Origin of the sequence: Ruegeria sp. Ofav3-42 (genome assembly GCF_022347725.1) — a bacterium.
Lineage (GTDB): Bacteria > Pseudomonadota > Alphaproteobacteria > Rhodobacterales > Rhodobacteraceae > Ruegeria.
In genome coordinates this window covers 234122-258374 of the sequence record NZ_JAKRGB010000007.1, presented here as the reverse complement: position 1 = coordinate 258374, position 24253 = coordinate 234122, and the positions used below count along the sequence as shown (strand labels likewise).

24 protein-coding genes, 1 tRNA gene, 1 pseudogene and 1 riboswitch are annotated in these 24253 nt (G+C 53.8%); of the genes and pseudogenes, 13 read left to right on the top strand and 13 right to left on the bottom strand.

Annotation, left to right across the window (positions count from 1 at the left end; all coding sequences use genetic code 11):
- Nucleotides 1-159, top strand: a pseudogene (locus MHN28_RS12895) (IS3 family transposase); the annotation flags it as partial.
- Between the two features lie 175 nt (nucleotides 160-334).
- Here MHN28_RS12895 and MHN28_RS25025 read toward each other — a convergent pair.
- A complete protein-coding gene (locus tag MHN28_RS25025) occupies nucleotides 335-592 on the bottom strand; it encodes a helix-turn-helix domain-containing protein (RefSeq protein WP_370645714.1) in 258 nt (85 codons plus the stop codon).
- Between the two features lie 380 nt (nucleotides 593-972).
- Nucleotides 973-1341, bottom strand: a complete 369-nt coding sequence (locus tag MHN28_RS12890; RefSeq protein ID WP_239340335.1) for a DUF3768 domain-containing protein — start codon at nucleotides 1339-1341, stop codon at nucleotides 973-975.
- 764 nt (nucleotides 1342-2105) lie between these two features.
- Between MHN28_RS12890 and MHN28_RS12885 the strand changes: the two genes are divergently transcribed.
- The gene (locus MHN28_RS12885) at nucleotides 2106-3446 is read left to right on the top strand and encodes a hypothetical protein (protein ID WP_239340325.1); all 1341 of its coding nucleotides are present in this window, start codon (nucleotides 2106-2108) and stop codon (nucleotides 3444-3446) included.
- Between the two features lie 497 nt (nucleotides 3447-3943).
- Here the strand turns inward: MHN28_RS12885 and drt3b are convergent, their stop codons facing one another.
- Both drt3b and drt3a read right to left on the bottom strand, forming a co-directional pair.
- Complete coding sequence (drt3b, locus tag MHN28_RS12880; protein WP_239340323.1) at nucleotides 3944-6025, bottom strand: antiviral reverse transcriptase Drt3b; 2082 nt, start codon at nucleotides 6023-6025, stop codon at nucleotides 3944-3946.
- The gene (gene drt3a, locus MHN28_RS25020) at nucleotides 6018-7271 is read right to left on the bottom strand and encodes an antiviral reverse transcriptase Drt3a (RefSeq protein ID WP_370645713.1); all 1254 of its coding nucleotides are present in this window, start codon (nucleotides 7269-7271) and stop codon (nucleotides 6018-6020) included. Before drt3a ends, drt3b begins: the two co-directional genes overlap by 8 nt.
- A gap of 479 nt (nucleotides 7272-7750) precedes the next feature.
- On the opposite strand from drt3a, the gene MHN28_RS12875 reads away from it, so the two are divergent.
- The 3 genes from MHN28_RS12875 (at nucleotide 7751) to MHN28_RS25015 (ending at nucleotide 9873) form a co-directional block, all read left to right on the top strand.
- Nucleotides 7751-8560: a hypothetical protein gene (locus tag MHN28_RS12875; RefSeq protein WP_239340320.1), complete on the top strand. Its 810-nt coding sequence runs from the start codon at nucleotides 7751-7753 to the stop codon at nucleotides 8558-8560.
- A gap of 310 nt (nucleotides 8561-8870) precedes the next feature.
- The gene (locus MHN28_RS12870) at nucleotides 8871-9527 is read left to right on the top strand and encodes a DUF615 domain-containing protein (RefSeq protein ID WP_239340308.1); all 657 of its coding nucleotides are present in this window, start codon (nucleotides 8871-8873) and stop codon (nucleotides 9525-9527) included.
- Complete coding sequence (locus MHN28_RS25015) at nucleotides 9475-9873, top strand: tyrosine-type recombinase/integrase (protein ID WP_370645711.1); 399 nt, start codon at nucleotides 9475-9477, stop codon at nucleotides 9871-9873. The genes MHN28_RS12870 and MHN28_RS25015 overlap by 53 nt, the downstream gene beginning before the upstream one ends.
- 96 nt (nucleotides 9874-9969) lie before the next feature.
- Here the strand turns inward: MHN28_RS25015 and MHN28_RS12860 are convergent.
- Nucleotides 9970-10045: transfer RNA gene (locus tag MHN28_RS12860), tRNA-Lys, on the bottom strand.
- Nucleotides 10046-10256: 211 nt separating this feature from the next.
- On the opposite strand from MHN28_RS12860, the gene dapF reads away from it, so the two are divergent.
- Nucleotides 10257-11099 carry a diaminopimelate epimerase gene (gene dapF, locus MHN28_RS12855; protein ID WP_239340358.1) on the top strand — a complete coding sequence of 281 codons (843 nt, stop codon included), beginning with the start codon at nucleotides 10257-10259 and terminating at the stop codon, nucleotides 11097-11099.
- Nucleotides 11096-12352 carry a tRNA (N(6)-L-threonylcarbamoyladenosine(37)-C(2))-methylthiotransferase MtaB gene (gene mtaB / locus MHN28_RS12850; protein WP_239340306.1) on the top strand — a complete coding sequence of 419 codons (1257 nt, stop codon included), beginning with the start codon at nucleotides 11096-11098 and terminating at the stop codon, nucleotides 12350-12352. Before dapF ends, mtaB begins: the two co-directional genes overlap by 4 nt.
- A gap of 12 nt (nucleotides 12353-12364) precedes the next feature.
- On the opposite strand, the gene MHN28_RS12845 is transcribed toward mtaB, so the two are convergent.
- The 4 genes from MHN28_RS12845 to petA all read right to left on the bottom strand — a co-directional run bounded on the left by MHN28_RS12845 (nucleotide 12365) and on the right by petA (nucleotide 15659).
- Nucleotides 12365-12778: a nuclear transport factor 2 family protein gene (locus MHN28_RS12845; protein ID WP_239340304.1), complete on the bottom strand. Its 414-nt coding sequence runs from the start codon at nucleotides 12776-12778 to the stop codon at nucleotides 12365-12367.
- A gap of 149 nt (nucleotides 12779-12927) precedes the next feature.
- Complete coding sequence (locus tag MHN28_RS12840) at nucleotides 12928-13713, bottom strand: cytochrome c1 (protein ID WP_239340302.1); 786 nt, start codon at nucleotides 13711-13713, stop codon at nucleotides 12928-12930.
- 17 nt (nucleotides 13714-13730) lie between these two features.
- On the bottom strand, nucleotides 13731-15062 hold the full coding sequence (petB, locus tag MHN28_RS12835) for a cytochrome b (RefSeq protein ID WP_239340299.1): 1332 nt from the start codon (nucleotides 15060-15062) through the stop codon (nucleotides 13731-13733).
- Nucleotides 15063-15074: 12 nt separating this feature from the next.
- Nucleotides 15075-15659 (bottom strand): ubiquinol-cytochrome c reductase iron-sulfur subunit, encoded by a 585-nt coding sequence (gene petA / locus MHN28_RS12830; protein ID WP_239340278.1) that lies wholly within the window; start codon nucleotides 15657-15659, stop codon nucleotides 15075-15077.
- A 483-nt stretch (nucleotides 15660-16142) separates the two neighbouring features.
- Between petA and MHN28_RS12825 the strand changes: the two genes are divergently transcribed.
- Entirely contained in the window at nucleotides 16143-16586 is a 444-nt protein-coding gene (locus tag MHN28_RS12825) for a cytochrome c family protein (protein WP_239340276.1), read from the top strand.
- Between the two features lie 54 nt (nucleotides 16587-16640).
- On the opposite strand, the gene MHN28_RS12820 is transcribed toward MHN28_RS12825, so the two are convergent.
- Both MHN28_RS12820 and MHN28_RS12815 read right to left on the bottom strand, forming a co-directional pair.
- Nucleotides 16641-17249: a glutathione S-transferase gene (locus tag MHN28_RS12820; RefSeq protein ID WP_239340274.1), complete on the bottom strand. Its 609-nt coding sequence runs from the start codon at nucleotides 17247-17249 to the stop codon at nucleotides 16641-16643.
- 56 nt (nucleotides 17250-17305) lie between these two features.
- Nucleotides 17306-17935, bottom strand: coding sequence for an FMN-binding negative transcriptional regulator (locus MHN28_RS12815; protein WP_239340273.1), 630 nt, complete (start codon nucleotides 17933-17935; stop codon nucleotides 17306-17308).
- A gap of 53 nt (nucleotides 17936-17988) precedes the next feature.
- Nucleotides 17989-18188, top strand: a riboswitch (FMN riboswitch).
- A gap of 72 nt (nucleotides 18189-18260) precedes the next feature.
- Here MHN28_RS12815 and MHN28_RS12810 point away from each other — a divergent pair.
- The 5 genes from MHN28_RS12810 to cobO all read left to right on the top strand — a co-directional run bounded on the left by MHN28_RS12810 (nucleotide 18261) and on the right by cobO (nucleotide 22204).
- Nucleotides 18261-18701, top strand: coding sequence for a 6,7-dimethyl-8-ribityllumazine synthase (locus MHN28_RS12810; protein ID WP_239340272.1), 441 nt, complete (start codon nucleotides 18261-18263; stop codon nucleotides 18699-18701).
- Nucleotides 18702-18820: 119 nt separating this feature from the next.
- Nucleotides 18821-19921: a chorismate synthase gene (aroC, locus tag MHN28_RS12805; protein ID WP_239340271.1), complete on the top strand. Its 1101-nt coding sequence runs from the start codon at nucleotides 18821-18823 to the stop codon at nucleotides 19919-19921.
- Nucleotides 19905-20567: an HD domain-containing protein gene (locus tag MHN28_RS12800; RefSeq protein WP_239340270.1), complete on the top strand. Its 663-nt coding sequence runs from the start codon at nucleotides 19905-19907 to the stop codon at nucleotides 20565-20567. Before aroC ends, MHN28_RS12800 begins: the two co-directional genes overlap by 17 nt.
- Nucleotides 20568-20611: 44 nt before the next feature.
- The gene (locus MHN28_RS12795) at nucleotides 20612-21547 is read left to right on the top strand and encodes a DMT family transporter (protein WP_239340263.1); all 936 of its coding nucleotides are present in this window, start codon (nucleotides 20612-20614) and stop codon (nucleotides 21545-21547) included.
- Nucleotides 21548-21604: 57 nt separating this feature from the next.
- Nucleotides 21605-22204 (top strand): cob(I)yrinic acid a,c-diamide adenosyltransferase, encoded by a 600-nt coding sequence (cobO, locus tag MHN28_RS12790; RefSeq protein WP_239340260.1) that lies wholly within the window; start codon nucleotides 21605-21607, stop codon nucleotides 22202-22204.
- A 33-nt stretch (nucleotides 22205-22237) separates the two neighbouring features.
- Here cobO and MHN28_RS12785 read toward each other — a convergent pair whose 3' ends face one another.
- Together MHN28_RS12785 and MHN28_RS12780 are read right to left on the bottom strand one after the other, a co-directional pair.
- The gene (locus tag MHN28_RS12785) at nucleotides 22238-22435 is read right to left on the bottom strand and encodes a hypothetical protein (RefSeq protein WP_239340257.1); all 198 of its coding nucleotides are present in this window, start codon (nucleotides 22433-22435) and stop codon (nucleotides 22238-22240) included.
- 209 nt (nucleotides 22436-22644) lie between these two features.
- A complete protein-coding gene (locus MHN28_RS12780; RefSeq protein ID WP_239340254.1) occupies nucleotides 22645-24213 on the bottom strand; it encodes an alkaline phosphatase in 1569 nt (522 codons plus the stop codon).
- Nucleotides 24214-24253: the final 40 nt, after the last annotated feature.

Genomic DNA, 24253 nt, shown 5'->3' with positions numbered 1-24253 from the left:
CGCGCCTGCAAGGTGTTGCGGTTCGACAGATCGACCTACCAGTATGTTTCCCGCCGCACCGATCCGGTCGCCCTGAAACGGCGCATCAAAGAGATTTGTGAGACCCGTGTTCGTTATGGATACAGGCGCGTGCACCATGTGTTGCGCCGTGAGGGTTGGACGCATGGGCAAACCTGATTGAGCACGCAGTAGAAAAAGGTACATGGCAAGACGCAACTCAGGTCGTGAGCTTTCGCCGCCCAGCCTAATCTAAGCCTAGGCAGCCGCAGAGGCCGTCACCAGCTGCCATTGAAGCATCTAGGCCGCTTCACCCTCTGGGCGGCGGTCGACGTTCTCATGAAGCCGACAGAAATGCACGGATATCTTGTCCGGTAAACTGGCGACTTGACCGCGAGATGTAAGCTTGAAGGTCGGCGATTGGATAACGGATGGATTGTCCAAACTTGTTCCATTTGGGACCACTGCCGTTTGATCGGCACTTTCTTAGCCACTGCACTGACATGTTGAGATAGGATGCAGTTTGCTTTTCAGACAGAAACGCAGGTGCGAGTGCTCCTTTGGGTTTGCCTTGGCAAACCTCTACTAATCCCATTTCTGAGCTCATAACTATTCCCTTGATAGCTGCAGGCTGGGAATGTCTTACTTTTAAGAGACGTTCAGCCACTCCGACACGAATGCTTGGTTATTTTAACCTGTACGAACCAGCAGTCTTTGTCGGCTTCTCCTTCTCCATAATTAGCTACGAAAAAAATATCAAATCGACGCAAACAAATCTTCGCCGCGACGTTACACTTTTCAACGATCTTACTTGTCAAACATTGAAGAAGCCGAACAGCGCGTAGGTCTGAAAATACTGCTCAACCTATGCACCTGTTCGTACCTTGTCCGAAACTCCATATATAAGTGTGTCTTTAGACTCTGTTGCTTAGATCGCAGAAAGCCAGCTCTCCAATGGAGAACTGGCTTATCTGATCAGTATTCTGTGGACAGCAAGACCGTCATAAACCGAGTCGTCTTCTTGGGGTCGGTTGCGTCAGGGGAGAAGTCGTCGAGATCTTTGTTGTAGCTTTCAATTTCCCAATGAACGGTACGATTGTTAACCTCAATCGTTCCGTAGTCGTGCTCATCATCGGGAACATAGCTTTTGTCGCCTGCTTCCCCTCCAATCTGCTTCATGATCGTGTCGACCGTCGCTCGCCCCAAAAGGTGCATTCCCATGGAGATCATGACAATTCCACCCTCCCCCGTCTTTCGGAAATGATCATTGAGAATTTGGATTTTCTGGGTGCGGGACATGCCTGCGGTAAATTTGACGCGCGTCGAGAGTGTGCTGTCCGTCATGGAAAGCTCCTGTGCTTTTTGAGTTTTGGGATGTGTGATCGCGTACAGGCGGACAACGCTCAGCTTTTCTAAGCGTAGCAGTTCAAATTATCTGTGCTTTTTGGAAATTGCACACGACAGTCATTTGCCGCGCTGTACATTGTCAGTGTACCGAAAACTCTTCGAAATGTCAAAAAGCACCAAAATAACAATACTTTACGGACTCAACAAAAGAGGGAATCCACGCATTCAACGAAACGGTTTTCTACACGTTTCTATGTCAATCTATGCCGCGTGGTTGCTAGGTGGTTGCTGTAGGCGTGAGAAATTCTCGCCTATTCTTGCTAACCCTTTGAAAAAAGTGGTGAGCCGTGCAGGATTCGAACCTGCGACCCACTGATTAAAAGTTCGATTTTAGTGGTATGTGCTTACTAAACAGTTAAAACTATATATAATAAAATCAGCACATTAAGAAACATCCATCCCAACACAACCACATCTCATACTACATCTGGTAGCCCCGATTTTGGCCCCGGAAATTACCAAAGAGATTCCCTTCGCAAATCATATGTACTTACTTAATCAGTATCCGCATAATGTGATCTATAATACCCTGATCGCCGATCATATTTGTGTCCCAACGATCAAAACAAGAAACAAACACAAGCCAAAAAGAAACCGTGAAAACCCAACTCTCTAGGCCATTTCACAAAAAGACCAGCAAGAACACTCGCTAACACTAAATATGAAAGTAAAAATACAACTCGATGCCAGATAGCCAATCGATGATGCGCGACATCCTGAATAGAGCACGTTTTGCTACGTTAGATCGATCTGTGGCAACCGAAGCCGCAAGAAACTTCGTGATAGAGCTTACTGACCGAACCCTTGGGCAAGAAGCACTGCACCACCCCCGAAAACGGGCTAGGCGGCGAACTGATTTGGACAACTTCAAACTTGCTATCGGGGCTTTGGCAGCAGACCTGATCAAACACAGCGCGAATGAAGACTCCGATGGCTATATGTTTCGGCCCGCGGACAGAGACGAACTTGCTCAGACCTTGGTCAGCAGTGATGCCCATACCAAACTTAGAATTTACTGGAATGAATTGGGGCTGATGGAGGAAACCGGATTTGTGCATTCTCGTGCTTCTCTTCAGGCCGATGACCAGACTAAAACATACCGGAAGACCAGAAGGTTCAGAGCCACGCCACGGCTACTGGAACTGGCCCAGAATTACCAACTCACTGCGGCTAACATCTCGGAGCATTTCGAACGAAGTCACAAGCACGCCAATGTATTGCAAGTGCGTGGTTCAAAGGGCAGCAACTATGCTCTTCCGCAGCGGGGAAAACTCATCAAACAAAGCGGTATCAAGTTTCAGCAACGCAGAGCCGAAGTGGAATCCCTCAACAGGCAATTAGCCCGTCACAGGTTCAACCTGTCAGTCAAACCGATGCTGAGGCGTATCTTCAACTGCGGAGACAGGAAAGGCTTCGACTTCAATCTTGGAGGCCGCTTCTACTGTGCCACTGAGGACGATTGGATGCAGATGCCGAAAGAAAATCGGAGAGCAATTCTGATCGATGGGGAGCCGACATGTGAAATTGACGTTTCGTCCAGTCAGCTATCCATCCTGTACGCAATCAAAGGCGAAACCCTCGCTTATGATCCCGATCCTTATCAGATCGACTGGATACCCAGAGAGGTCACAAAGCAGATCATTGTCGCCTCTATCGGACGAGGTAAGCCCCCATCCCGTTGGCCGAGGTCTTTCAACGAAGACTTCATTGCCAAACATGGCTACCACCCTAGGGATAGGTACAAGCTGAAGGACGTGGTTTCGTCGATTTTGGCCCGACACCCCATCCTGTTCAACCTCGAACCTGAAAAACTGGATTGGGCTGTTTTGCAGTACGAAGAAGCAGAGTGTTTTCTGACGGCTATGCAGAAACTCTACGACTTGTACGAGATACCATCCCTTCCAGTTCATGACAGTCTGATCGTGAGACAACGAGATCACGAGTTAGCACTAACTGTGCTGAAGGATGCGTATCGGGAACGACTGGGTTTCATACCCCGTGTGAAGACGACTATGGATAGCGGCTTTGTTTTGGCGGCTTAGAGGTCTGTGGTTACCGGCTGTATGTATTACTATGTTTACGGTACCTTATTGGGGGGGTAGTTTCCCCTCTGGTAGCAAGTCATCCTACACGTTTTTCCATAAGAAGCTTCTGAGGCATTACTATGCAGCGTAAGGCCTGAAACGAACTCCTACTAAGAATTTGAAGCGATCCACTCAAAGTTGTATCCCAAGACGCTCTGATTGACCGTGAAACAAAAGGCGTGAATATCTACTTTAGTTTGATATCCACGCCAGTAACCCCACCTTGGGTGTGTGCAGCAAGCTTCAACAAATCCCGCCTCTAGAAGACGTTCAGATCAGCAGACAAGCCGCGCTTCCAAAGAAGTAATGTCGCTAAGGACACAACGCCTATCAGCCCGCTTTGCTACCACTGGTATCGATTGAACGTGGCCAGTGTTGCAAAGAGTTCTGCAGCAAATCTCGCGAAAGTACCGCAAAGCGATGACGCCGGAAGGGGAGTCTAGATAGTGCTTAGACTAAGCGTATGCCCGCTTCAATTCTTTCTTCTCAATAAGACGGAGCAAGTTAATGCTATCCCATGTAGTGAACCAAGGGTTCTGCTCGAAATTCGAAATAGCAGCGGCGATGTGAGCATTTGTTGGTATTTTAATCGACCCACCGGCCCCCTCCGAACGCTGTTGCAGATTGTATCCTTCCAACAACCTCCTAACCAACTTTCTCCGATAGTCTGCTTCGATGAACGGACAGCCCATGAGATCAAGGAATAGATGCAAGCGTTCGGAACAAGTAGACAAATTGGCGTCTTTCAGAATGAATGCTTCTGCGCTCGCTAGTAGTTCCAACTGCTTGGCTTTACACTCTGGATCGCCTCCGAACACAAATAACTTTGCTACAACCTCAAAATACCCCACTTTTGCGGAGGTTCCTTTTAACTCTTCCAGAAGCTCAACATAATAAGCGCCTCCAAAGTCAAAAGGCTTTGTCGCACAAATCACATTAAGTACCTCAATGGAGGTCGAGTATTGTCGTTCCACTAAGTCAGCTAGTGAACTGCTTGAAACAAGGCGTGAAACCCAAAGCTGCACTTTTTCCTTGGTCGCCAAAAACTCATCAGGTGTGTTTTTCTTTAGGAACTCAGCAACTTGGACAAGAATAAATGAGATATCCAAAGATGCGTTGACAGTTGGAGAAAGAGAGAAAAGATGAAATGCAAATTCGAGGTAAAAGTCCAACAGATCAGATGCTCGCAATAAGCATTCCTGGCGCCTTAGTACGTTTCCGGAGGGAAGTGAAAATTCGTCTGGAAGCGCAAGCAGGTGCTCACTATCTTTGGTAAGCTGCCGTGTCCTCCACTTGATTGCAGCGAGTAGGTATCCGGACACGCCCTCATAACCCAAACCGGAATCTACGCATATGACCCGAACACGCTGAACAAGTGCGCTCATCAGTTTGCGTCTTGATCGAATCTTTTTTGCTGTGACTATATCAATAGCCTTTGGTTGCGAGTCACTACTATCCGTGATCCGGACAGTATCCGTAAGGTTGTCTATCAGTTCGTTAATAAGAGTATTAGATTTCTGTATAGCCGAAGATTTTTTGTTCGCAAAAGGACGAGAAGTTACTTCGCCCTTTGCAGGGTTAAGGTGAAGCTTGTACTCATCCAAGCAGTCCGCAAGATCGGCATGTATTTGATCACAGTCTTTTTGACTTCTGCAAAAGAAATAGTAGTTATCGACATATCGAAAGGCTGCGTAATCTGATCCATTCGTTAGCCCTCTTTCGTCAAGCCGCCTTTCCAATTCAACATCCACGTCGGATAAAATAGTTTCGGCAAAAATTCTACTAACCTCAGGCCCAACAATTATTCCATTGGTTTCATTTCGATTCATGGACTGCATAAGCCGGTCAAAGGAGGCACCGTACATTTCGGCACTGGTGTTGTCCTTTGCTTCTTTGACGGACTTAGTAGCCCAAGAAATTGAATGCGTATAGAGACTATGGAAGCACTTCGAAACATCTTGGGACGACATAAAGCGAAATTTACGCTCTAGTGAATCGAATAGTGTTGATCCAAAAAACTTGTGCAACCTCTCATAACCGGAATAGGCAAAGAAGCTAGCAGGATGCTTTGTAAACTTGTCTTTATCAACTGTCGAAATGGTAGAAAACTTGAGCTCATTACTCGCCTCCATTGGACCCGAAATGTAGTATTTGCTCGCTGTACAGACAGGTCTTCGAATAGAAAATGAGCTCTTACCACAATAGTACGCGAGCAATGAAAAATAGCGGGAATAAAAGTTACAAACATCGAGCTGCGCACGAGGATGGGGCAATCCAAGCTTGCGTAGCGAGTCGCTGTCTTTGACGATCTTGTAGGAAAGCGGGTTAGTGGCCTGCTTTCCATATTTCGGCGGGAGAACAAAAGTTTCAATTAGTTTTTGCGAGAAAGCATCAAAATTCTTCCAATCACGAACATTAAGGTAGAAACCATCATTTCCAACAGGAAGAGGCAATTCAGCCGGCGTAGTGTCGCTTAGCAGAGCCCGTTTGAAGTCCTTTTGGTCAAGCAGTATCTTCTGAATTTTTTTCTTAGGCATGGCGCCAAACTCCCATCAATTGGGAGAGCTTCCGCTCATCAAACCCAACATACTTCTTTTGCTGAACGTGAGCACAGAGGTCAAAGTACTGAATCCTCTTACGATTCCGCCTTGTCAACGGCGCCAAAGCAAGGCGTCCTGCCAAACTAGAGGACCTCGAAGAGAAGACGCTGCTGTAAAACGATGAAAGCTCGCGCAATGCTGGTGAAGGATGGTCAATTAGTGGGTAGCTATTGCACATTCCCCCTGACAATCTGCGCCCAGAACTTCGATCATAAAACCTATATCCACTGTTTATTAGCAGAAATCGATCCATGAGATCGTCTTGGTTCCCGTCTCGGAGGTACTGTTTTATCGACAGGATAAACCGTGTCTTGCGCTTGTTTATTTTGGACTTACTGATGTCGATGGTGAGCTTGCGAGCGTTTAAAGTCTTGTCATGGTTAGCTTCAGAAAAAACCTTGGAAGTCGTAAGGTTATATCCAAGGTAGTCGAAGCTGTATTCACTTGGCCCACCTCTACTCTCCTTCTTTGGTAGGAGAATGAAGTATTTCTTTCCGGGAGTACTGTTGAGCCTTAACCCACTAGGCAGGCAGTCGAAAATCCTTTCTGTTAGATCAAAGTCCGTTAAGTTTGGATCAGCAACTATGACAATGTCATCGACGTATCTCGAATAGAAGTGCACTCCCTGTGATCGAGATATTCGTTTATCCATCTCTGAAAGAAAAAGTTCACTTAACGTTCCGCTTAATGCCAATCCGGCTGGAATTCCTGACGCGCCAGCCATGTCCAGATCAGAAAGAAACTTTTCTAGCATCCTTCTGGTAGTCCCTGAACTCCGCAACCGTACACTACAGATTCTTCGCAACTCGTCTCTGTCAATAGATGCGTAAAACTTCTTGATATCGTATCTTGCAACGACAAACGGAAGCCCGTTTCCCAAAAGCTGACTGAGACAGGATACTATGTAGTTCCGGTCGTTCTGCCGCACCCTCGTTATTCGTCTGACGTTCTCATTCAATCGCCTTAGAAGTATTGCCGTTTCAAAGTCTCTAGGCACACAGATTTCGCGGCCTTTTCGTTTAGTAAATCGCAGGTCGAAGCAGGGGCCGTCAGTGTTGGCTTGTGTCAAGGCGCGGTCAATTCGAAGGTTTAGCTCTGCGGAGGGAAAAGCGAAGTCAATTGGGTCATTTTGCTCGCTTACTACTTGCATCAACGATTTGAATCGGAAGCTGGCGTCTAACAAATCTGCTCTCTCAAAATAATTTTTATATTTAAAACAAACGCTTGCAATAGTTTCGACTGCAACTTTACTGCTCTTGCGCAATCTTAGAGCAAACCTTCCAGGGGAATTCAATCTTGGGTTGGCTCTTTGACTGATCCGAGTAACGTATTTGGGACTATTGTAGCTTTGCTCACTTGCAGCTTTGAAATTGCAACAACTTCGCCGCTCATCAGCGGTAAGGCCACCAAGCTGTCGTTCGCCGCGGCTACGCCATTGTGAGTTTCAAATGGCAGCAATACGGAGTCAATCGAGCATTACAAAGTCATTGGGACGCTACAGGTGATGCAATTCTGAATTGTGTTGGATGTGGGCGACGAAGGGCAATAGCGGGGGACGAGCACCACCCTAAGTTGCAGATTCAAATGAATTGCTTTACGAGCTGGGATTATTGGCGCCTCAGTCTGAGGTACAATCTTCATGAGTTTAGTAGGTGGCGAAAATTGAGGCAGATTGAGGCGGCGCTGAATTTCTTGAGCAAGTGGTGGGCTGTAGTGATGATCCCGACCGCTGCGCTCGCATACACATTATACAGCGACTGGTTGAACAACCGAGAAATCTATGAGGTCACTGGATTAGAGCCTCTAGCTCTATACGATTTGCGATCAGAAAACGGCGTGGAAGTTCCGGAATTCGTAACTTTGTTAGCACTGGAAATCACTAACAAAAGCAGAAAGCCAATCTACATTTCTAGAGCGGACTGTTCGGTTGACTGGCGAGCCACTAGGATCGTCGACCCTCGAGAGGCTCTGTGCGCGGCATTTGCCGGCAGACCGCAAGATGATTATGCAGGATTTGTTAACGATGGCTTGGATAACCCCACGATCAGTAGTTTTGGATATCGAGCTGCAAGGGCTCCAGTAGAATTGGCGGCGGGAGGAATTGGTTATGTAACGCTGCTTTTCAATCATAACCCAACGCCACCCTTCCAAGAGAACCAGCAGTTGCGGCTAGCGCAATTTGATACGTCTCGGTGGAGCGCGGAGGGCGTGAAAAAAGATACATCCTTCATGCACGAAGTGGTGATGGTTAGGAAACTCGACACACTCTATAACTCGAATCAACTAAACAGCCTAATAGGCAACGAAATTGAAAGTTTCCTAGGAGCAGAGGTGTGGCTAGAAACCACAAAAGGTACAAGGCTTGACCCCGTATCGATTGCTGCATTTGTCTTTACTGAGGATGCCGCGGTTTCGAGAGGCAGGTCAATTTACCCGTTCTTGAATAAGTATTCCGACGACAGCCGAAACTGAACTGCCCTTCGGTGAACTACCGTCCACTAAGACAGGCCTCGGCAGTTCGGCATGATCGCGTCTCAAAATATTTGCATAAAGCCGGACGCATTGGATGAACCATGTCCGTTTCAGGCAGTTACCGCCGTAGCAGTTTGGTCGCATCTGAGAGTTGAATGTCCACTTTGCGGCGTTCCTGATGTATAGAACGCGCGAAATTATGGCAGGCGATCAAGGACTGCGATGGCGGCAGAGGTAGAACCAAGTGAATTACAGTCAATTCAGATCAAGGATTGCGACCTTCCAGCGGCAAACTGATCCTGAGCGATGCGTGCGCATCTTAGACGAATTGATCACTGAATGCAGTTTCACAGCACGCAAGTTTGAAAAAGGTTACTCTGTATACCGTTCCGTCCCTTGGGCGGATCTACCACTAGAGTCATCAAAACTATCTTATCCGCCAGTAGAGTATGCAAAGCTGAACCGCTGCAATCTTGAAGGGCAACAAGTCCTCTATGCTGCGAACCACCCTTCAAACGTTTTTGCCGAACAAAAAGACCTAGCTATTGGGAAACGGTTCGCACTCAGCAAGTGGCAACTGAAGCGAGAGGCACACGCGTTGTTGGTGGGCTTTTCCCCAAAGGAAATTGATACTCTCGTCATCGGTTCCCATAGAGGATTTAAATCGTCTTCTGATCGCCATGCTCATACGATATTTGGCAAGATGTTTCGCACAAAAGGAGGCGAGTATTATCCAAACACTGCATCAATCGCCAACCTTCTTATGCGAATAGCCATGCCAGAAAATTTGGGGGGTGGTGAGTGCGCGTTAGCCTATGCTTCGGTCGAGTATCCAAATGATGAGGTGCTGGCAGTAAATTTTACGTTCCCCAAGAACTTCGTTGACAATCACCTAGAGCTAGTAGTGGCGGAGTATGTTGAAGTTACTTCGGTACTTGATGACAAGGTGGATCACAAAGTTCTGTAAGGCGATCTTTGTACCGATCAGTGACCGAGTGTACGACGTTCTATCCCGCCTTCACAACCAGCCCCAACCATTCGTATCGATGGATAAGGCGGTGAAGAATCTACGGGAAGCCATAGCGACCATGTGTCCGTCCAGTAAGAGGGTTCTTGCGGAAAAAGGGAGCGCAACCATCCACTCCTGCCGCGATACTTATGCCACTCGCCTCCTGAATAACGGGATGCCTCTGGATAAAGTCTCGTTCCTGCTAGGTCACGCCACCCTGCAACAGACCCAGAAGTATGCGAAGTATGCCAAGCGTCCCGCTGCCGATGAGGCACGGGCGATCCTCAATCAAAACATGGCCTGAAACAATCGACGGCCCCGGATTCGGCCCCCATATGGAGTTACTATACTTTCAGTGGCGGCCGAACGCCTTGCAGGATGTTGTTTTTATTGAAAAAAGTGGTGAGCCGTGCAGGATTCGAACCTGCGACCCACTGATTAAAAGTCAGTTGCTCTACCAACTGAGCTAACGGCCCACTCTTTTATTGGATCTTGTCGATCCGTGGCGCTCTCTAGGACATTTTCCCGACCGGGTTCAAGTCCTTATTTTGCACCTCGTTTCGCCGTCACTTAACTTGTTTCCGGCGTCCCGATAGGCGGCCTAATTAGGCAGGTGGCGCGGGGGGGTCAACCCCTTTTTTCAGGAATCTTCACCACAGGGTGGATTCCTTTCCGATGCAAGGTTATATGCCCGCCATGCAAGGATTACAGAGCACTGAATTGCCCTTCATGAAGATGCACGGGCTGGGCAATGACTTTGTCATTGTGGATGCGCGCGCGCACTCGGCCGAGATTACGCCTGCCCTGGCAAAGGGAATCGGGCACCGGCAGTTCGGCGTCGGCTTCGACCAACTGGCTGTGATTGAGAACGGCGAATCGGACGCGCATCTGGTGTTCTACAATGCCGACGGGTCGACCTCGGCCGCCTGCGGAAACGCGACGCGCTGTATTGCGCGGTTCCTGATGGAAGAATCGGGGAAATCCGAACTGACCCTGACAACTGAGCGCGGCACGCTCTATGCCCGCGATGCCAGGGATGGGCTGACCTCGGTCAATATGGGGCAGCCGCAGCTGGACTGGCGCGAGATTCCGCTGGCCGAAGAGGTCGATACGCTGGAACTGCCGATTGAGGGTGCGCCTACGGCCACCGGGATGGGCAACCCGCATTGTACATTTTTTGTGGAAGATGCCGAAGCCATACCTCTGACCGAGTTTGGTGCGCGGTACGAATACCATCCACTGTATCCTGAGCGGACCAATGTGCAGGTTGCGCAGATCATCGGACCGGATCATATCCGCATGCGCGTCTGGGAGCGGGGTGTGGGAATCACGCTGGCGTCGGGGTCGTCCTCTTGTGCAACAGCTGTTGCTGCCGTTCGTCGCGGACTGACCGGGCGCAAGGTTCAAATCGAGCTGGATGGCGGCATAATCTGGATCGATTGGCGCGATGATGGCGTCTGGATGACCGGGCCGACCTGCCACGTCTTCTCGGGAACTCTGACGCCCGAGTTTCTGGAGTCATTGGGATGAGTGCGCCCAAATTCACCACTTTGGGCTGCCGCCTGAACGCTTATGAGACCGAGGCGATGAAAGAGCTGTCACAACAGGCAGGTCTGACCGACGCAGTTGTGGTGAACACTTGTGCGGTGACAGCCGAGGCTGTGCGCAAAGCACGGCAGGAGATTCGCAAGCTGCGGCGGGAAAATCCCAATGCGCGGCTGATCGTAACCGGGTGCGCGGCGCAAACCGAACCTGAAACATTTACTCAGATGGATGAGGTCGACGCGGTCATCGGAAACACCGAAAAGATGCAGCCGGACACCTGGAAAGGCATGGCGGCAGATTTCATCGGCGAGACCGAGGCTGTACAGGTCGATGACATCATGTCCGTTACTGAGACCGCCGGGCACCTGATCGACGGGTTCGGCACCCGCTCGCGCGCCTATGTGCAGGTCCAGAATGGCTGTGACCATCGCTGCACCTTCTGCATCATCCCCTATGGCCGCGGTAACTCACGCAGCGTCCCTGCAGGCGTCGTGGTGGACCAGATCAAGCGGTTGGTGCAGCGGGGCTATAACGAGGTCGTTCTGACCGGCGTTGACCTGACCTCGTGGGGCGCAGATTTGCCCGCGCAGCCCAAACTGGGCGATCTGGTCATGCGGATTCTGAAACTAGTTCCGGATCTGCAGCGCCTGCGGATCAGCTCGATCGACTCGATCGAGGTGGATGAGAACCTGATGCAGGCCATCGCGACCGAGCCACGCCTGATGCCACACCTGCACCTGTCACTGCAGCACGGGGACGATCTGATCCTGAAGCGGATGAAACGTCGCCACCTGCGTGATGATGCCATCCGTTTCACCGAAGAGGCCCGAAAGCTGCGCCCAGAGATGACATTCGGCGCGGATATCATCGCCGGGTTCCCGACCGAAACCGATGCACATTTTGAAAACTCGCTAAAGCTGGTGACGGATTGCGACCTGACCTGGCTGCACGTGTTCCCCTACTCTAAGCGCGAAGGCACCCCGGCGGCTCGTATTCCGCAACAGATCAATGGCAATGTCATCAAGGACCGCGCCGCGCGCCTGCGTGCCGCTGGTAAGGCCCAGGTTGCAAAACATCTGACAGCCCAGATCGGCAAGACACATCACATCCTGATGGAAAATCCGCATATGGGCCGGACCGAGCAGTTTACCGAAGTCACATTCGCTACACCGCAAACCGAAGGTCAGATCGTGACCGCGACCGTCTCGGGTAAGACTCAGTCGCAGCTGACGGCGTAAGGCACGACACAATCAGGTGGCGGCAGCAGCAAATGCGGCCGTGTCGTAGTATTCTTCGTATTTACAGACAAGCCCGTCGCGGAACCGGCAGATAATGACTATCGGTGTTTCCACCGTCCTTCCGGTTTTCTTGTTCGTCCAGGCCGTGACACCTATACCGACGACACGGTCATCCTGAGCGATGGTGTCTTTCAACGTCCAGTGCTCCATCCGGAACGCACCGGTCAGATCCTCAAGATACTCCTTCAACTCGGCGTGCCCGTCCCGCGAGCAACTGAAATCCAACCCATACTGACCCCGCCCCAGCGAGCGTATGCACAAGTCCTGGGTGGTGTACTTTTCCCACATCCCGATGTCTGACGCTTTGCTGTCGTTCCATGCCGCGAAGGCAGCCCGCAGCTTTTCGACATTGCTTTGCGTGTCCATGACCCGTCCTCCCAAAATAGATTTCTGTGAAAATGAATGCCCCCTGCAGCAGGAAGGGGCGGTTCCAGTATAACACTGTGCGATCTGAGAACGAAAAAAGGCCCGGCGCTAAGCACCGGGCCTTTCGGAATGTATTGATCAGAGATCGGTCAGACGGTCTTTTTGCCCTTCACGCCCGCCCACAGGCGCTTGTTGACCAGGTACAGCAGTACCGACAACAAGGTCAGGAAGATAACGCCGACAAAGCCGGAGTACTTACGCTCCATCATCTTGGGCTCAGCGGTCCACATCAGGAAGGCCGCAATGTCTTCGGACATGGCTTCGACAGTGGCCGGATGGCCATCGGTGAATTCGACCTGATCTTCGGCCAGCGGTGGCGCCATCGAGATCCAGCCTCCGGGGAAGGCTTTGTTCTCATACAGGATGGTGCCCGCTTCTTCCTTTTCCTCACCGGTGTAACCGTCCAGCAGCGAGGCGATGTATTCCGCACCACCCATGCCTTTGAACAGCTGGTTGATACCCAGACCGTAGGGGCCGTGGAACCCGGCGCGGGCCTTGGCCATCAGGCTCAGGTCCGGTGCGCCAACACCGTCATTAGCCGGGAAGTGGTCGGTCGGGATTGCAGGACGGAAATCGTCCTGCTCGGGATCGAAGACTTCGAAGTTGTCCGCCGCGTAGGCGATCACTTCTTCTTCCGAATAGCCCAGCGCTTCGAGGTCACGCAGGGGCACGTATCTCAGACCGTGGCAGGCCGCGCAAACCTCGGTATAAACCTGAAGGCCGCGCTGCAGCTGGTTCTGATCCCAGGTGCCAAAAGGCCCTTCGAACGAGAACTGGAAGTCTTCGATGTGCTGTTCGCCGCCACCTGCCGCAAAGGTCGAGGCGGGCGCAAGGGCCAGAGCAAACGCGGCACCGATTGCAAGTTTCTTGAACATGTTTCCGGTCCCTCTTCTTACTCGGCCGGCGTGGCGTCGGCGTCAGCCTTGCCATAATGCGCGTTGAAGTCTTCTTCGATGGTTTCCGGCTGGGCCAGAGGTTTCTCGATCACACCGAGGATCGGCAGGATCACGAAGAAATAGGCGAACCAGTAGGCGGACGCGATCAGCGAGAAGGTCGCATAGGGCTCTTCCGCGGGCATCGCACCCAGCCACATCAGGGCAAAGAAGTCGATGATCAGCAGGTAGAACCACCATTTGAACAGCGGACGGTACTTACCTGAACGAACGGTCGAGGTGTCCAGCCAGGGGGCCAGAGCCATCGCCAGGATCGCACCGAACATCGCGATCACACCAAAGAACTTGGCGTCGATGATGCCGCCGGTGATGAAGCTGGCGAACTGAACGACCCAGACCTCACCGGTGAAGGCACGCAGGATCGCGTAGAACGGCAGGAAGTACCATTCGGGCACGATGTGCGCAGGTGTGACCAGCGGGTTGGCTTCGATGTAGTTGTCCGGGTGACCCAGATAGTTCGGCATGAAGCCGACAATTGCCCAGAACACGACCAGGATCACGGCCAGTGCGAACAGGTCCTTGATCACGAAGTAAGGCCAGAACGGCAGCGTGTCTTTCTCGGCCTCGGCTTTCGACCCACGGCGAACTTCAACACCCGTGGGGTTGTTGTTGCCGGTGGTGTGGAAGGCCCAGATATGCACGATTACCAGCGCCGCAATGACGAACGGCAGCAGGTAGTGCAGCGAGAAGAAGCGGTTCAGCGTGGCGTTGTCCACCGCGGGTCCGCCCAGCAACCAGGTCTGGATCGCATCACCCACGAACGGGATGGCGCCAAACAGGCCGGTGATCACGGTCGCGCCCCAGAAGGACATCTGACCCCAAGGCAGAACATAGCCCATGAACGCGGTGCCCATCATCATCAGGTAGATGAGCATACCGATGATCCACGTGATCTCACGCGGGGCTTTGTACGAACCGTAGAACAGGCCGCGGAACATGTGAATGTAGACCGCAACAAAGAACAGCGACGCGCCGTTCATATGCAGGTAGCGGATGAAGTAGCCGCCATTCACGTTGCGCATGATGTGCTCGACGCTGGCAAAGGCAAGGTCAACATGCGGGGTGTAGTGCATCACCAGAACGATACCGGTGACGATTTGCAACGCCAGGCAGAACGCCAGGACGATGCCCCAGATCCACCACCAGTTCAGGTTCTTGGGGGTGGGGATCATGATGGTGTCGTAAATCAGGCCGACGATCGGCAGACGGCTGTTCAGCCACTTCTCGCCGTTGGTCTTTGGCTCATAGTGGTCGTGGGGAATTCCTGACATTCTGGGTCTCCCTTAGCCGAGTTTGATGGTGGTGGCGTCCACCCATTCAACGGGCGGAATCGGCAGGTTTTCAGGCGCGGGGCCTTTGCGGATACGACCGGCAAGGTCATAGTGCGAACCGTGGCAGGGGCAGAACCAGCCGCCAAAGTCACCGGCATCACCCAGCGGCACACAGCCGAGGTGGGTACAAACACCCATCTGAACGATCCACGCACCCGGCGCTTCGCCTTCGGGCGACGGCATGACGCGGTTGGCGTCGGTCGCCGGCGCGTCCGCGGGCAGGTTGAAGTTGCGCGCGAGCGGATCAGGCAGCGCGCCAACGCCCTCGGCGTCCTGCTCTTGTGCTTCTTGGATCTCGGCACCGGTGCGGTGACGGATAAATACGGGTTTACCCAGCCATTTAACGGTCAGCTGCGTGCCCGGCTCGACCCCGCTTACGTCCTGACGGATCGAGGACAGCGCCTGAACGTCTGCCGAGGGGTTCATTTGATTGATCAGGGGCCATACGGCTGCACCCGTCGCAACGACACCTGCGCCGCCAGCGACGTAGTAGAGGAAGTCTCTGCGAGTGCCTTCGTGGTCTTCTGCGTGGGACACGAGGTTTTCTCCGGTTTTCTGGCGCCCGCGAACGGGCAAATAGCTCGCGCACCGCACGAATGCGGTGTCTCAAAGCGGGTATCTAGCCGGGAGAAAACGGTTCGTCCAGCGGTCATAGGCGCGCACTACGCCGCATCTGGGCATTCATGTCACAACGCAGGGCTTAAAATTCAAGATTTGGGCAGGCCAAAGCGGGGAAATCCGCCAATCGTGGCGAAACTGGCCAAATGTGATTCGGTTTCTCACATTTAATGGAATCGCCGACCCGAACTTCGGCGAATGCCCTGCTGAGCGGTTCTTATCTGCAAATTTTTGACCAGATTTCGCCACGTTAATTTCAACTTTTGCGGGATTCGGCATCGCTTAAATATTGAGTAAAAAATAGATATTTTACAATGGCATAGCCGTGTTTGATTTTGATTGCACTTTTAACGTGAATGTCTGATGGGCCAGAGAAAGCCCAACCTCAGCAGGACGTTCCCAATGTCAAAACTCTTTGCATCCATACTGACCCTCTCGCTGGTTGTTTCGACTCAGGCCAACGCGGCGGGTGATCCGGCGAAAGGTGAAAAACTCTATAATCGCTGTTCTTCGTGCCACGCGATCATCAAAGATGGCGAGGTTTTGGTCAAAGGAGGCATCACCGGCCCGAATCTTTACGGAGTTGTCGGTCGCGTCGCCGGGACCGAATACGATTATCTAAACGGAAGCGAGCGCCTGCCGGTCGGAATGTTCACCGACGACATGATCCGCGCTGGTGAGGAAGGTCTGGTCTGGACGCAGGAAAACATCGCCACTTACTCCAAAAACCCGATTGGTTTCATTCAGGAGTATCTCGACGATGAAACCGCGCGACCGAACATGAGCGTCAAACTGAAGAAGGGCGCGGATGACATCGCGGCTTATCTGGCGACCTTCAGCGAATGATGTCGAACGCTCGCCGCCCTGATTTCGGTGCGGCCAGCGCCTCGATTACCAAGATCAGGCCGGCGGCCGTGTCGCGATCATGCTCGGGCGCTCGGCAAATTTCTCATACCAGCCAGCCAACGCATCGTTGCCCTTGCGCCAACCGCGCGCGTCGTGCCGGAAATCGAGGTAGCCAAGCGCACAGGCCACAGCGACCTGCCCCATATCCAGTGTCCCCGACAAATGCGCCATCCAGCGCTGGTTCAACGCCGCACAAGCGCGTTCAATCTTGTCCCACTGCGCGTCGGCCCAGCCGTCCCATTGCTTGTCTTCGGGCCGCATCCTGCCTTCGTAGGTGATCAAAAGCGCCGCATCCAGAATACCATCGGCCAGAGCTTCCAATGTCAGCACATCCCAATGTGCGCTGCCGTCCTGATACAGCCCGGCCTGTGCGCGATCATTCAAAAACGCGCAGATGACGCGGCTATCGAACAGAGTTGGCCCGTCCGGACGCTCCAACGCCGGAACTTTTGTCAAAGGCGCCTTGGCCAGCAACGTTTCGGCAGGAGACATGGGCGTCGTCGCGACGGACAGCAGTTCCACATCCTGCAATTGGTCGGTCTCATGCAACAAAACCATAACTTTGCGTACATATGGTGAGGTGGGGCTGAAATAGAGCTTCATAAGCAATCTCCCTGAATTGCCCGAACTCTACACGACCAAAAGCAAAACAAAACCCGTCAGTTTGGGTCCGAATTGACGGCGCTCATCAACGTCTGCAAAGCTTGAAGTTCAGATCCAAATCCATCGCGCGCGATATGCTCAGCAGCGTTCATGCGCGCGGTATCTGTTTTGTTCTGATTCAGTTTCCAGGTGCCTTGAATATCGTCGATTCGAAGGCATAACGGCACGATCATGCGCATCATCCGCTCCAGCGCGTCCGGGCTCATCTTACTGGTGACCCATGGAGGTTTCGGCAACAGGCGCGCCTCATAGAACGCCGACTGGCGATCCAAAAGGTCCAACATCTCCTCCTGCGGGCGTTGCTCCAGCTGGCCTGTCAGATGAACAGCTACATAGTTCCAGGTCGGAACCTGATCTTCGACCCCATACCAGTCCGGCGAAACATACCCATCCGGACCCACTATGGCGATCCGAGCTTGTTTAGAGCCTGTTATTGCTCGAACGATCGGGTTGGAACGGACAAGATGCAACTCGGCCAGTGCTCCATCCTCGGACAGCAGAAAAGGGACATGGCTGATCAAAGGCGCAGACTCTGTGGACACGGCCAGAACACCAAATGCCCGGTCACGCGCAAAGGAGATGTGGCGTGCGGTTTCTTCTACGCGAAAGGCTGGGTTGGGATGCATGGCTGTCCTCCTGCGAAATCTCTTGCAGAACCGCCTGCACCTTGGCAAGGTCCGCGCGTTCTCAGGGCGGGGCGAAATTCCCCACCGGCGGTATGCGGGCTACGACCCGTAAGCCCGCGAGCGGCTTGCCCGTGTCCACGATCCGAAAAGTGGGAACCGGTTTTCGGACTAATTGTGGAACCATGGAAGAGTGTCAGCAGATCTGGTGAGAAGCCAGAGCCGACGGTTACAGTCCGGATGAAAGAGAACGTGCAGCGTGTCGGCCTTACCGTGCGCCTGCCCGTGATCGCCTTGGGTGACGTGTCTGTTGCGAAAGGAGATCATGATGACACACACCCGCTATGCTTTTGTGAAAGCCAACTGGCATTCCGATATTGTTGATCAGGCCTTGAAAGGGTTTCTGGAACTTATCCCCGCCGATCAGGTTGACGTTTTCGACGTCCCTGGTGCGTTCGAGATGCCGCTGCTGGCCCGCGATCTGGCTCAGACCGGCCGCTATGCCGCGGTCGCCTGCGCGGCGTTTGTTGTGGACGGTGGCATTTACCGGCATGATTTTGTCGCGCAAGCTGTGGTCGACGGGTTAATGCGCGCCTGTCTTGATACAGGTGTCCCGGTGCTGTCCGTCTCTCTGACGCCTCACCAATACCAAGAGACTGATCACCACAACGCCATCTACCGCGCTCATTTTGTTGAAAAGGGCCGCGAAGCCGCGCAAGCCGCACTCAAAGTCACAGCGACCCGAGCGGCGCTGACGCAGGCCGCCTGATCTTCATCTTTTCAAAAATACTCATTCGCGCCGCCGCAAGGTGGCGCCTACCAATCCGCAATTCTGCTTGAGGCCAAGGGCCTTGCCCGCTAATCACGACGTTCAAAGGAGCATGCCCCATGTCGATGAACAGTTTTGGCCACCTCTTCCGCGTTACCACCTGGGGTGAAAGCCACGGGCCCGCTCTGGGTGCAACCGTCGATGGCTGCCCGCCCGGCGTCACGATCGACGAGGGCATGATTCAGCATTGGCTGGACAAGCGCAAACCGGGTCAGAACAAGTTCACCACTCAGCGGCGTGAACCCGATCAGGTGAAAATCCTGTCGGGCGTGTTCGAGGGCCAGACCACGGGTACGCCTGTGCAACTGATGATCGAGAACACCGATCAACGCTCAAAAGACTACGGCGATATCATGGACAAGTTCCGTCCGGGTCATGCCGATGTAACCTACTGGCAGAAATACGGCATTCGCGACTATCGCGGCGGCGGGCGCAGCTCGGCCCGAGAAACCGCATCGCGCGTGGCCGCTGGCGGGCTGGCGCGTGAAGCAGTCAAGCAGATCGCTCCAAATGTGCAGATCACCGGCTATATGACCCAGATCGGCCCGCACAGGATCGACCGGGACAAATTCGATTGGTCCCAGATCGAACAGAACCCGTTCTGGACGCCGGATGCCCAAGCGGCCGACGACTGGGCCGCCTATCTGGACGACCTGCGTAAGTCCGGAAACTCTGTTGGCGCTGTGGTCGAGGTTGTAGCGCGCGGCGTACCTGCCGGGATCGGCGCGCCGGTTTACGCCAAGTTAGACACTGATCTGGCCGCTGCGATGATGTCGATCAACGCCGTAAAAGGCGTTGAGATCGGTGAAGGGATGGCCGCCGCCGAATTGACGGGCGAGGCCAATGCAGACGAAATCTTCATGGGACAGAACGGTCCCCAATACAGTTCGAACCACGCGGGCGGTATCCTTGGCGGCATCTCGACGGGTCAGGACATTGTAGTGCGCTTTGCGGTCAAGCCGACCTCGTCGATCCTGACCGCACGCAAAACAATCACCAAGTCCGGTGAAGAGACCGAGATCATCACCAAAGGGCGTCACGATCCTTGCGTCGGCATCCGCGCCGTTCCAGTGGGTGAGGCAATGATGGCCTGCGTGATCCTTGACCACCTGCTGCTGCATCGTGGCCAGATCGGAGAAAACCGTGGACGGATCGGCTGATCTACGCACACGCCTGCGCGCCGTCGTTGCGCAGCGTATGGAAACCGACCCGGCGCATGATCTGGCCCATCTGGACCGGGTCTGGGTGAACGCCCAAGCCATCGCCGATGACCAAACCGACATGCCAGTGTTGATGGCGGCCAGCTATCTGCATGATCTGGTGAATCTGTCCAAGGACGATCCCGAACGACATTTGGCTTCTCGCAGGTCGGCCGAGGAATCAGAGTCTATTCTGGCGAAAATTGGCTACAGCACCGAGCTGATCCAGGAGATCAAGCACGCGATCGAAGCGCATAGTTTTTCAGCCAATATCACGCCGGAAACGCCGGAGGCCTGCATCCTGCGCGATGCGGACCGACTGGATGCGCTGGGGGCGATTGGTGTCGCGAGAAACTTCTCGGTGTCCGGGGCATTAGGACGGTCGCTTTATGACCCGGCAGACCCGTTTGCCGCCAATCGCCCGCTGGACGATCTGCATTTTTCGATCGATCACTGGAAGGTCAAACTATTGCGCCTGCCGGGCGACATGCTGACAGAGACCGGAAAAGAGATCGCCGAGCGAAGAATCCAACGCATGATCAGGTTTCTGGAAGAGTTCGCGCAAGAGATCGGCAGTCCTCTGCCACCCGATTGGACGAATCCGTAAACAATGCGTTGATCTTTCCCGGCCAAAGGCGCAGGTTCGCGCAGATGGCAAAACCCTTAACATCGCATCGACCCATATTGGCGGTCGCTCTGAAAACGAGCGCGGTGTTTTTGTTCACCGTCATGGCGGCCATAATCAAAGCGCAGTCCGATCACTTCCCGCCGGGCGAGATGGTGTTCTTCCGGTCCCTCTTTGCCATTCCGGTGATTATGATCTGGCTGATTGCACGCGGAGAATTGGCGCGGGGATTCGTCGTGCGCAAACCCATGGGCCATTTCTGGCGCGGCGTGCTGGGAACCACCGCGATGGGGCTGACCTTCACCGGCCTCGGCTTGATCCCCTTGCCCGAAGCCACTGCGATTGGATACGCCACGCCGATTTTCACCCTGATCCTGGCAGCCGTCATGTTGGGTGAGCGCATCCGAACAATCCGAATCGCCGCCGTGGCCATCGGCCTGTTTGGCGTTCTGATCATGATCTGGCCTCGGCTGGGTGGCAACAACATGGAAGCCGCCACCACCATCGGCGCATTGTGCATTCTGGGCGCGACCGTCGCCCGTGCCTTTGTGCAAATCCATATCCGGCAGTTGGTACAGGTCGACCATCCCGCCGCCATCGTGTTCTATTTCTCGATGACCGCGACCATCCTGTCCGGGCTGACGGTCTTTTGGGGTTGGGTCCTGCCCACATGGGAGCAAGCAGGCTTTTTGATTTTAGCTGGTCTAATCGGCGGTGTTGCACAGATTTTGGTGACCTCATCCTATCGCTTTGGTCAGGCTTCGATGCTGGCACCCTATGATTATACTTCGATGCTGTTTGCCATCGTCATTGGCTATGTCTGGTTCAGCGAGTTGCCGACATTAGTGATGCTGGCCGGCGCGGCACTGGTAATTGCGGGCAATATCGTGGTGATCTGGCGCGAACATCAGTTGGGTTTGGAGCGTGGCAAGGCCCGCGCTGTCACCGATCCCAAAGCCTGACCTTTACCTTTGCAGAACTTCCCCTAGGGTGTGCCCAACACAAGATGAGGGTTTCCCATGAGCGACGCGCAGGATCACAAGGAAAAGATGCAGAAGGTGCAAGCCCAGCACCGCAAGAAAGTGTCCGAGGCCGTCGACCCGGAACGCGGCCTGGTTCTGATCAATACCGGTAAGGGCAAAGGCAAATCCTCGGCCGCGTTCGGTGTTGTGATCCGTGCTCTGGGCTGGGGTCAGAAGGTCGCCGTTGTGCAGTTCATCAAAGGTAAATGGAAAACCGGCGAGCGGCGGTTCTTCGAAGAGCGCGATCTGGTGACCTGGCACACCATGGGCGAGGGCTTTACCTGGGACACGCAGGACCGCGAGCGTGACATCGCCGCCGCAAACGCTGCATTCGACAAGGCGCGCGCGCTGATGTCCAGCGGCGACTACGACCTTGTGGTGCTGGATGAGATCAACATCGCGCTGCGCTACGAATATCTGTCGGTCGAACAGGTGATCGACGGGCTGAACGAACGCTCTGAAAAAACCAGCGTGTTTCTGACCGGGCGCGACGCCCCGCAAGCGCTGCGTGACTATGCCGATCTGGTCACCGAAATGACCGAGGAAAAGCACCCGTTCCAAGCCGGAATCAAAGCCCAGCGCGGCGTGGATTTCTGAAGATCAGAGCCTAAGCAGCCCCAAATGGGGCTGTCATACCCTCTGGTGTTCGTTGAGAAACCTGACCGACCCGCGTCGGCTTGCGGCGCTGTGGGGTAGCGACAGATCCTCTTTGTCAGGACCTTTGGCTTTAGGCGTATCGACATAGGCGCAATAGTCGTCGTCGCAGCAACACCCGCAGGCGGTTGCAGCCTCGTGTCGCGCCATGATTTCGTCGAGCGGATCGCCCATCATCAACCCCTGTTACCTGCGTCGTTTCCGAGGCGGTGGCGCGCCCTCACCAATTTATGCGCTAAGCCCGCGGACCGCCTCGAAATCCTGTGCTGGATGTCAACACATCTGGCCTTGGCTTTTATCTGATTATTTTTGTCGGAAAATTCAAGTGAAAACGGACACGCCCCGACCTAACTGTCGGGGCGCGTAGAAATCGACCAAAGCGATCAGATGGCTTTGGTCTGCGGGTCCAGGGTGATCGACCAAAGCTCGGTATCCGCCCGGTCCATCAGGCGCACGGTCATCTGCTGGGTGTTTCCGTCAATGTCGACCAGACCAAAGAACTGCAGACCAGCGCTGGGCGGCAAGTTTGCGCCCTTCTCTTCGGTTGGTGCTTTGACGAATTTCACCTCGGGGCCAAAGGTGCCATCCAGCCCATTAGGACCGAACGTACCGGCGTGCAACGGGCCAGACACAAACTCCCAGAACGGCTCAAAATCCTGAAATTGGGCTTTATTAGGGTCATAGTAATGCGCAGCTGTGTAGTGCACGTCCGCCGTGAACCAGACCGTGTTTGTTATCCCGGCTGTTTTGATGAACCGCAGCAGATCGGCGATCTCCAACTCACGCCCCCTGGCCGGCCCACTGTCACCATTCGAGATCGCCTCGGCCTCGGCCTGTTCCTTCCAGTTGTCCCAGACGATCAATCCGATCGGCATATCCGATGCGATCACTTTCCATGTCGCCTGCGAAGATGCCAGCTCGCGCTTTAGCCATGCAAGCTGCTCGGCTCCAAGAATGCGGGATTGATCGGTGATCTCTTCCTCGATCGACGGCCCGTTGGGTCCGCGATAACTGCGCAGATCAAGAAAGAAAACGTCCAGCATCGGACCATACGAGATCTTGCGATAGACCCGGCCCGGTTCGGCAGGGGTGAAACGAAGCGGCGTCATCTCATGGAAAGCTCGACCGGCGCGAGATTGCAGCACGTACACCGATTTCTCGGTGTAGCGATCATCCGAGATCAGGTCCTTGGCATCCGACCAGTTGTTGACGACCTCATGGTCGTCCCACTGGAAGAAGGTCGGGCAGACGGCGTTCATCGCCCGCACATGCTCATCCATCATGTTGTATTTCCACTGGGCGCGGAATTCGCCCAGCGTCTCGGCCACTTTGCGTTTCTCGTCAATCAGGGTGGTGTTTTTCCAGATCACCTGTCCGTCTTTTTCGACCTCGTCCTTCATCGGACCATCGGCATAGACCGTATCGCCAGAGTGAATGAAGAAGTCCGGCTTATGCTGCGCCATCGTGGCGTAAGTGCGCATCCCTTCGTCATCAATGCCCCAGCCCTGACCGGCAGTGTCACCCGACCAGGCAAAGCGAATATTGCGGCGCGAGGTCGGCGCAGTGCGGAATTGGCCCACAATAGGGTCTGATGTGACGTTGATATCGCTCAGATCGGCGGCCACGAACCGATAGAATATGTCCTGATCGGATGGCAGCCCGTCAACCAGCCGCTTTACTGCGAAATCGCTGTTCGGGATTGCGTCCAGTGGCGCCAGCTTACGGGCGTCGGCAAAGCTTTCGGTTGTCGCCACCTCCATCATCACGCGGGCCGGACGGTCGGTGCGGGTCCAGATCATGCCCGAAGTGGTATCCACATCACCCGATTGGACACCATGGGTGAACACGGGGCGCGACGATGCACGGCTGATCGCAGGCATGGACAGAGACGCGGCAAAGGCGGTGCTGCCAGCCAAAAAGGCTCGGCGGTTGGGGCGTAGTATTAGGGTCATCAAAGCTCTCCTGTCTGGTGACCCTTCGGGGCCACGCAAT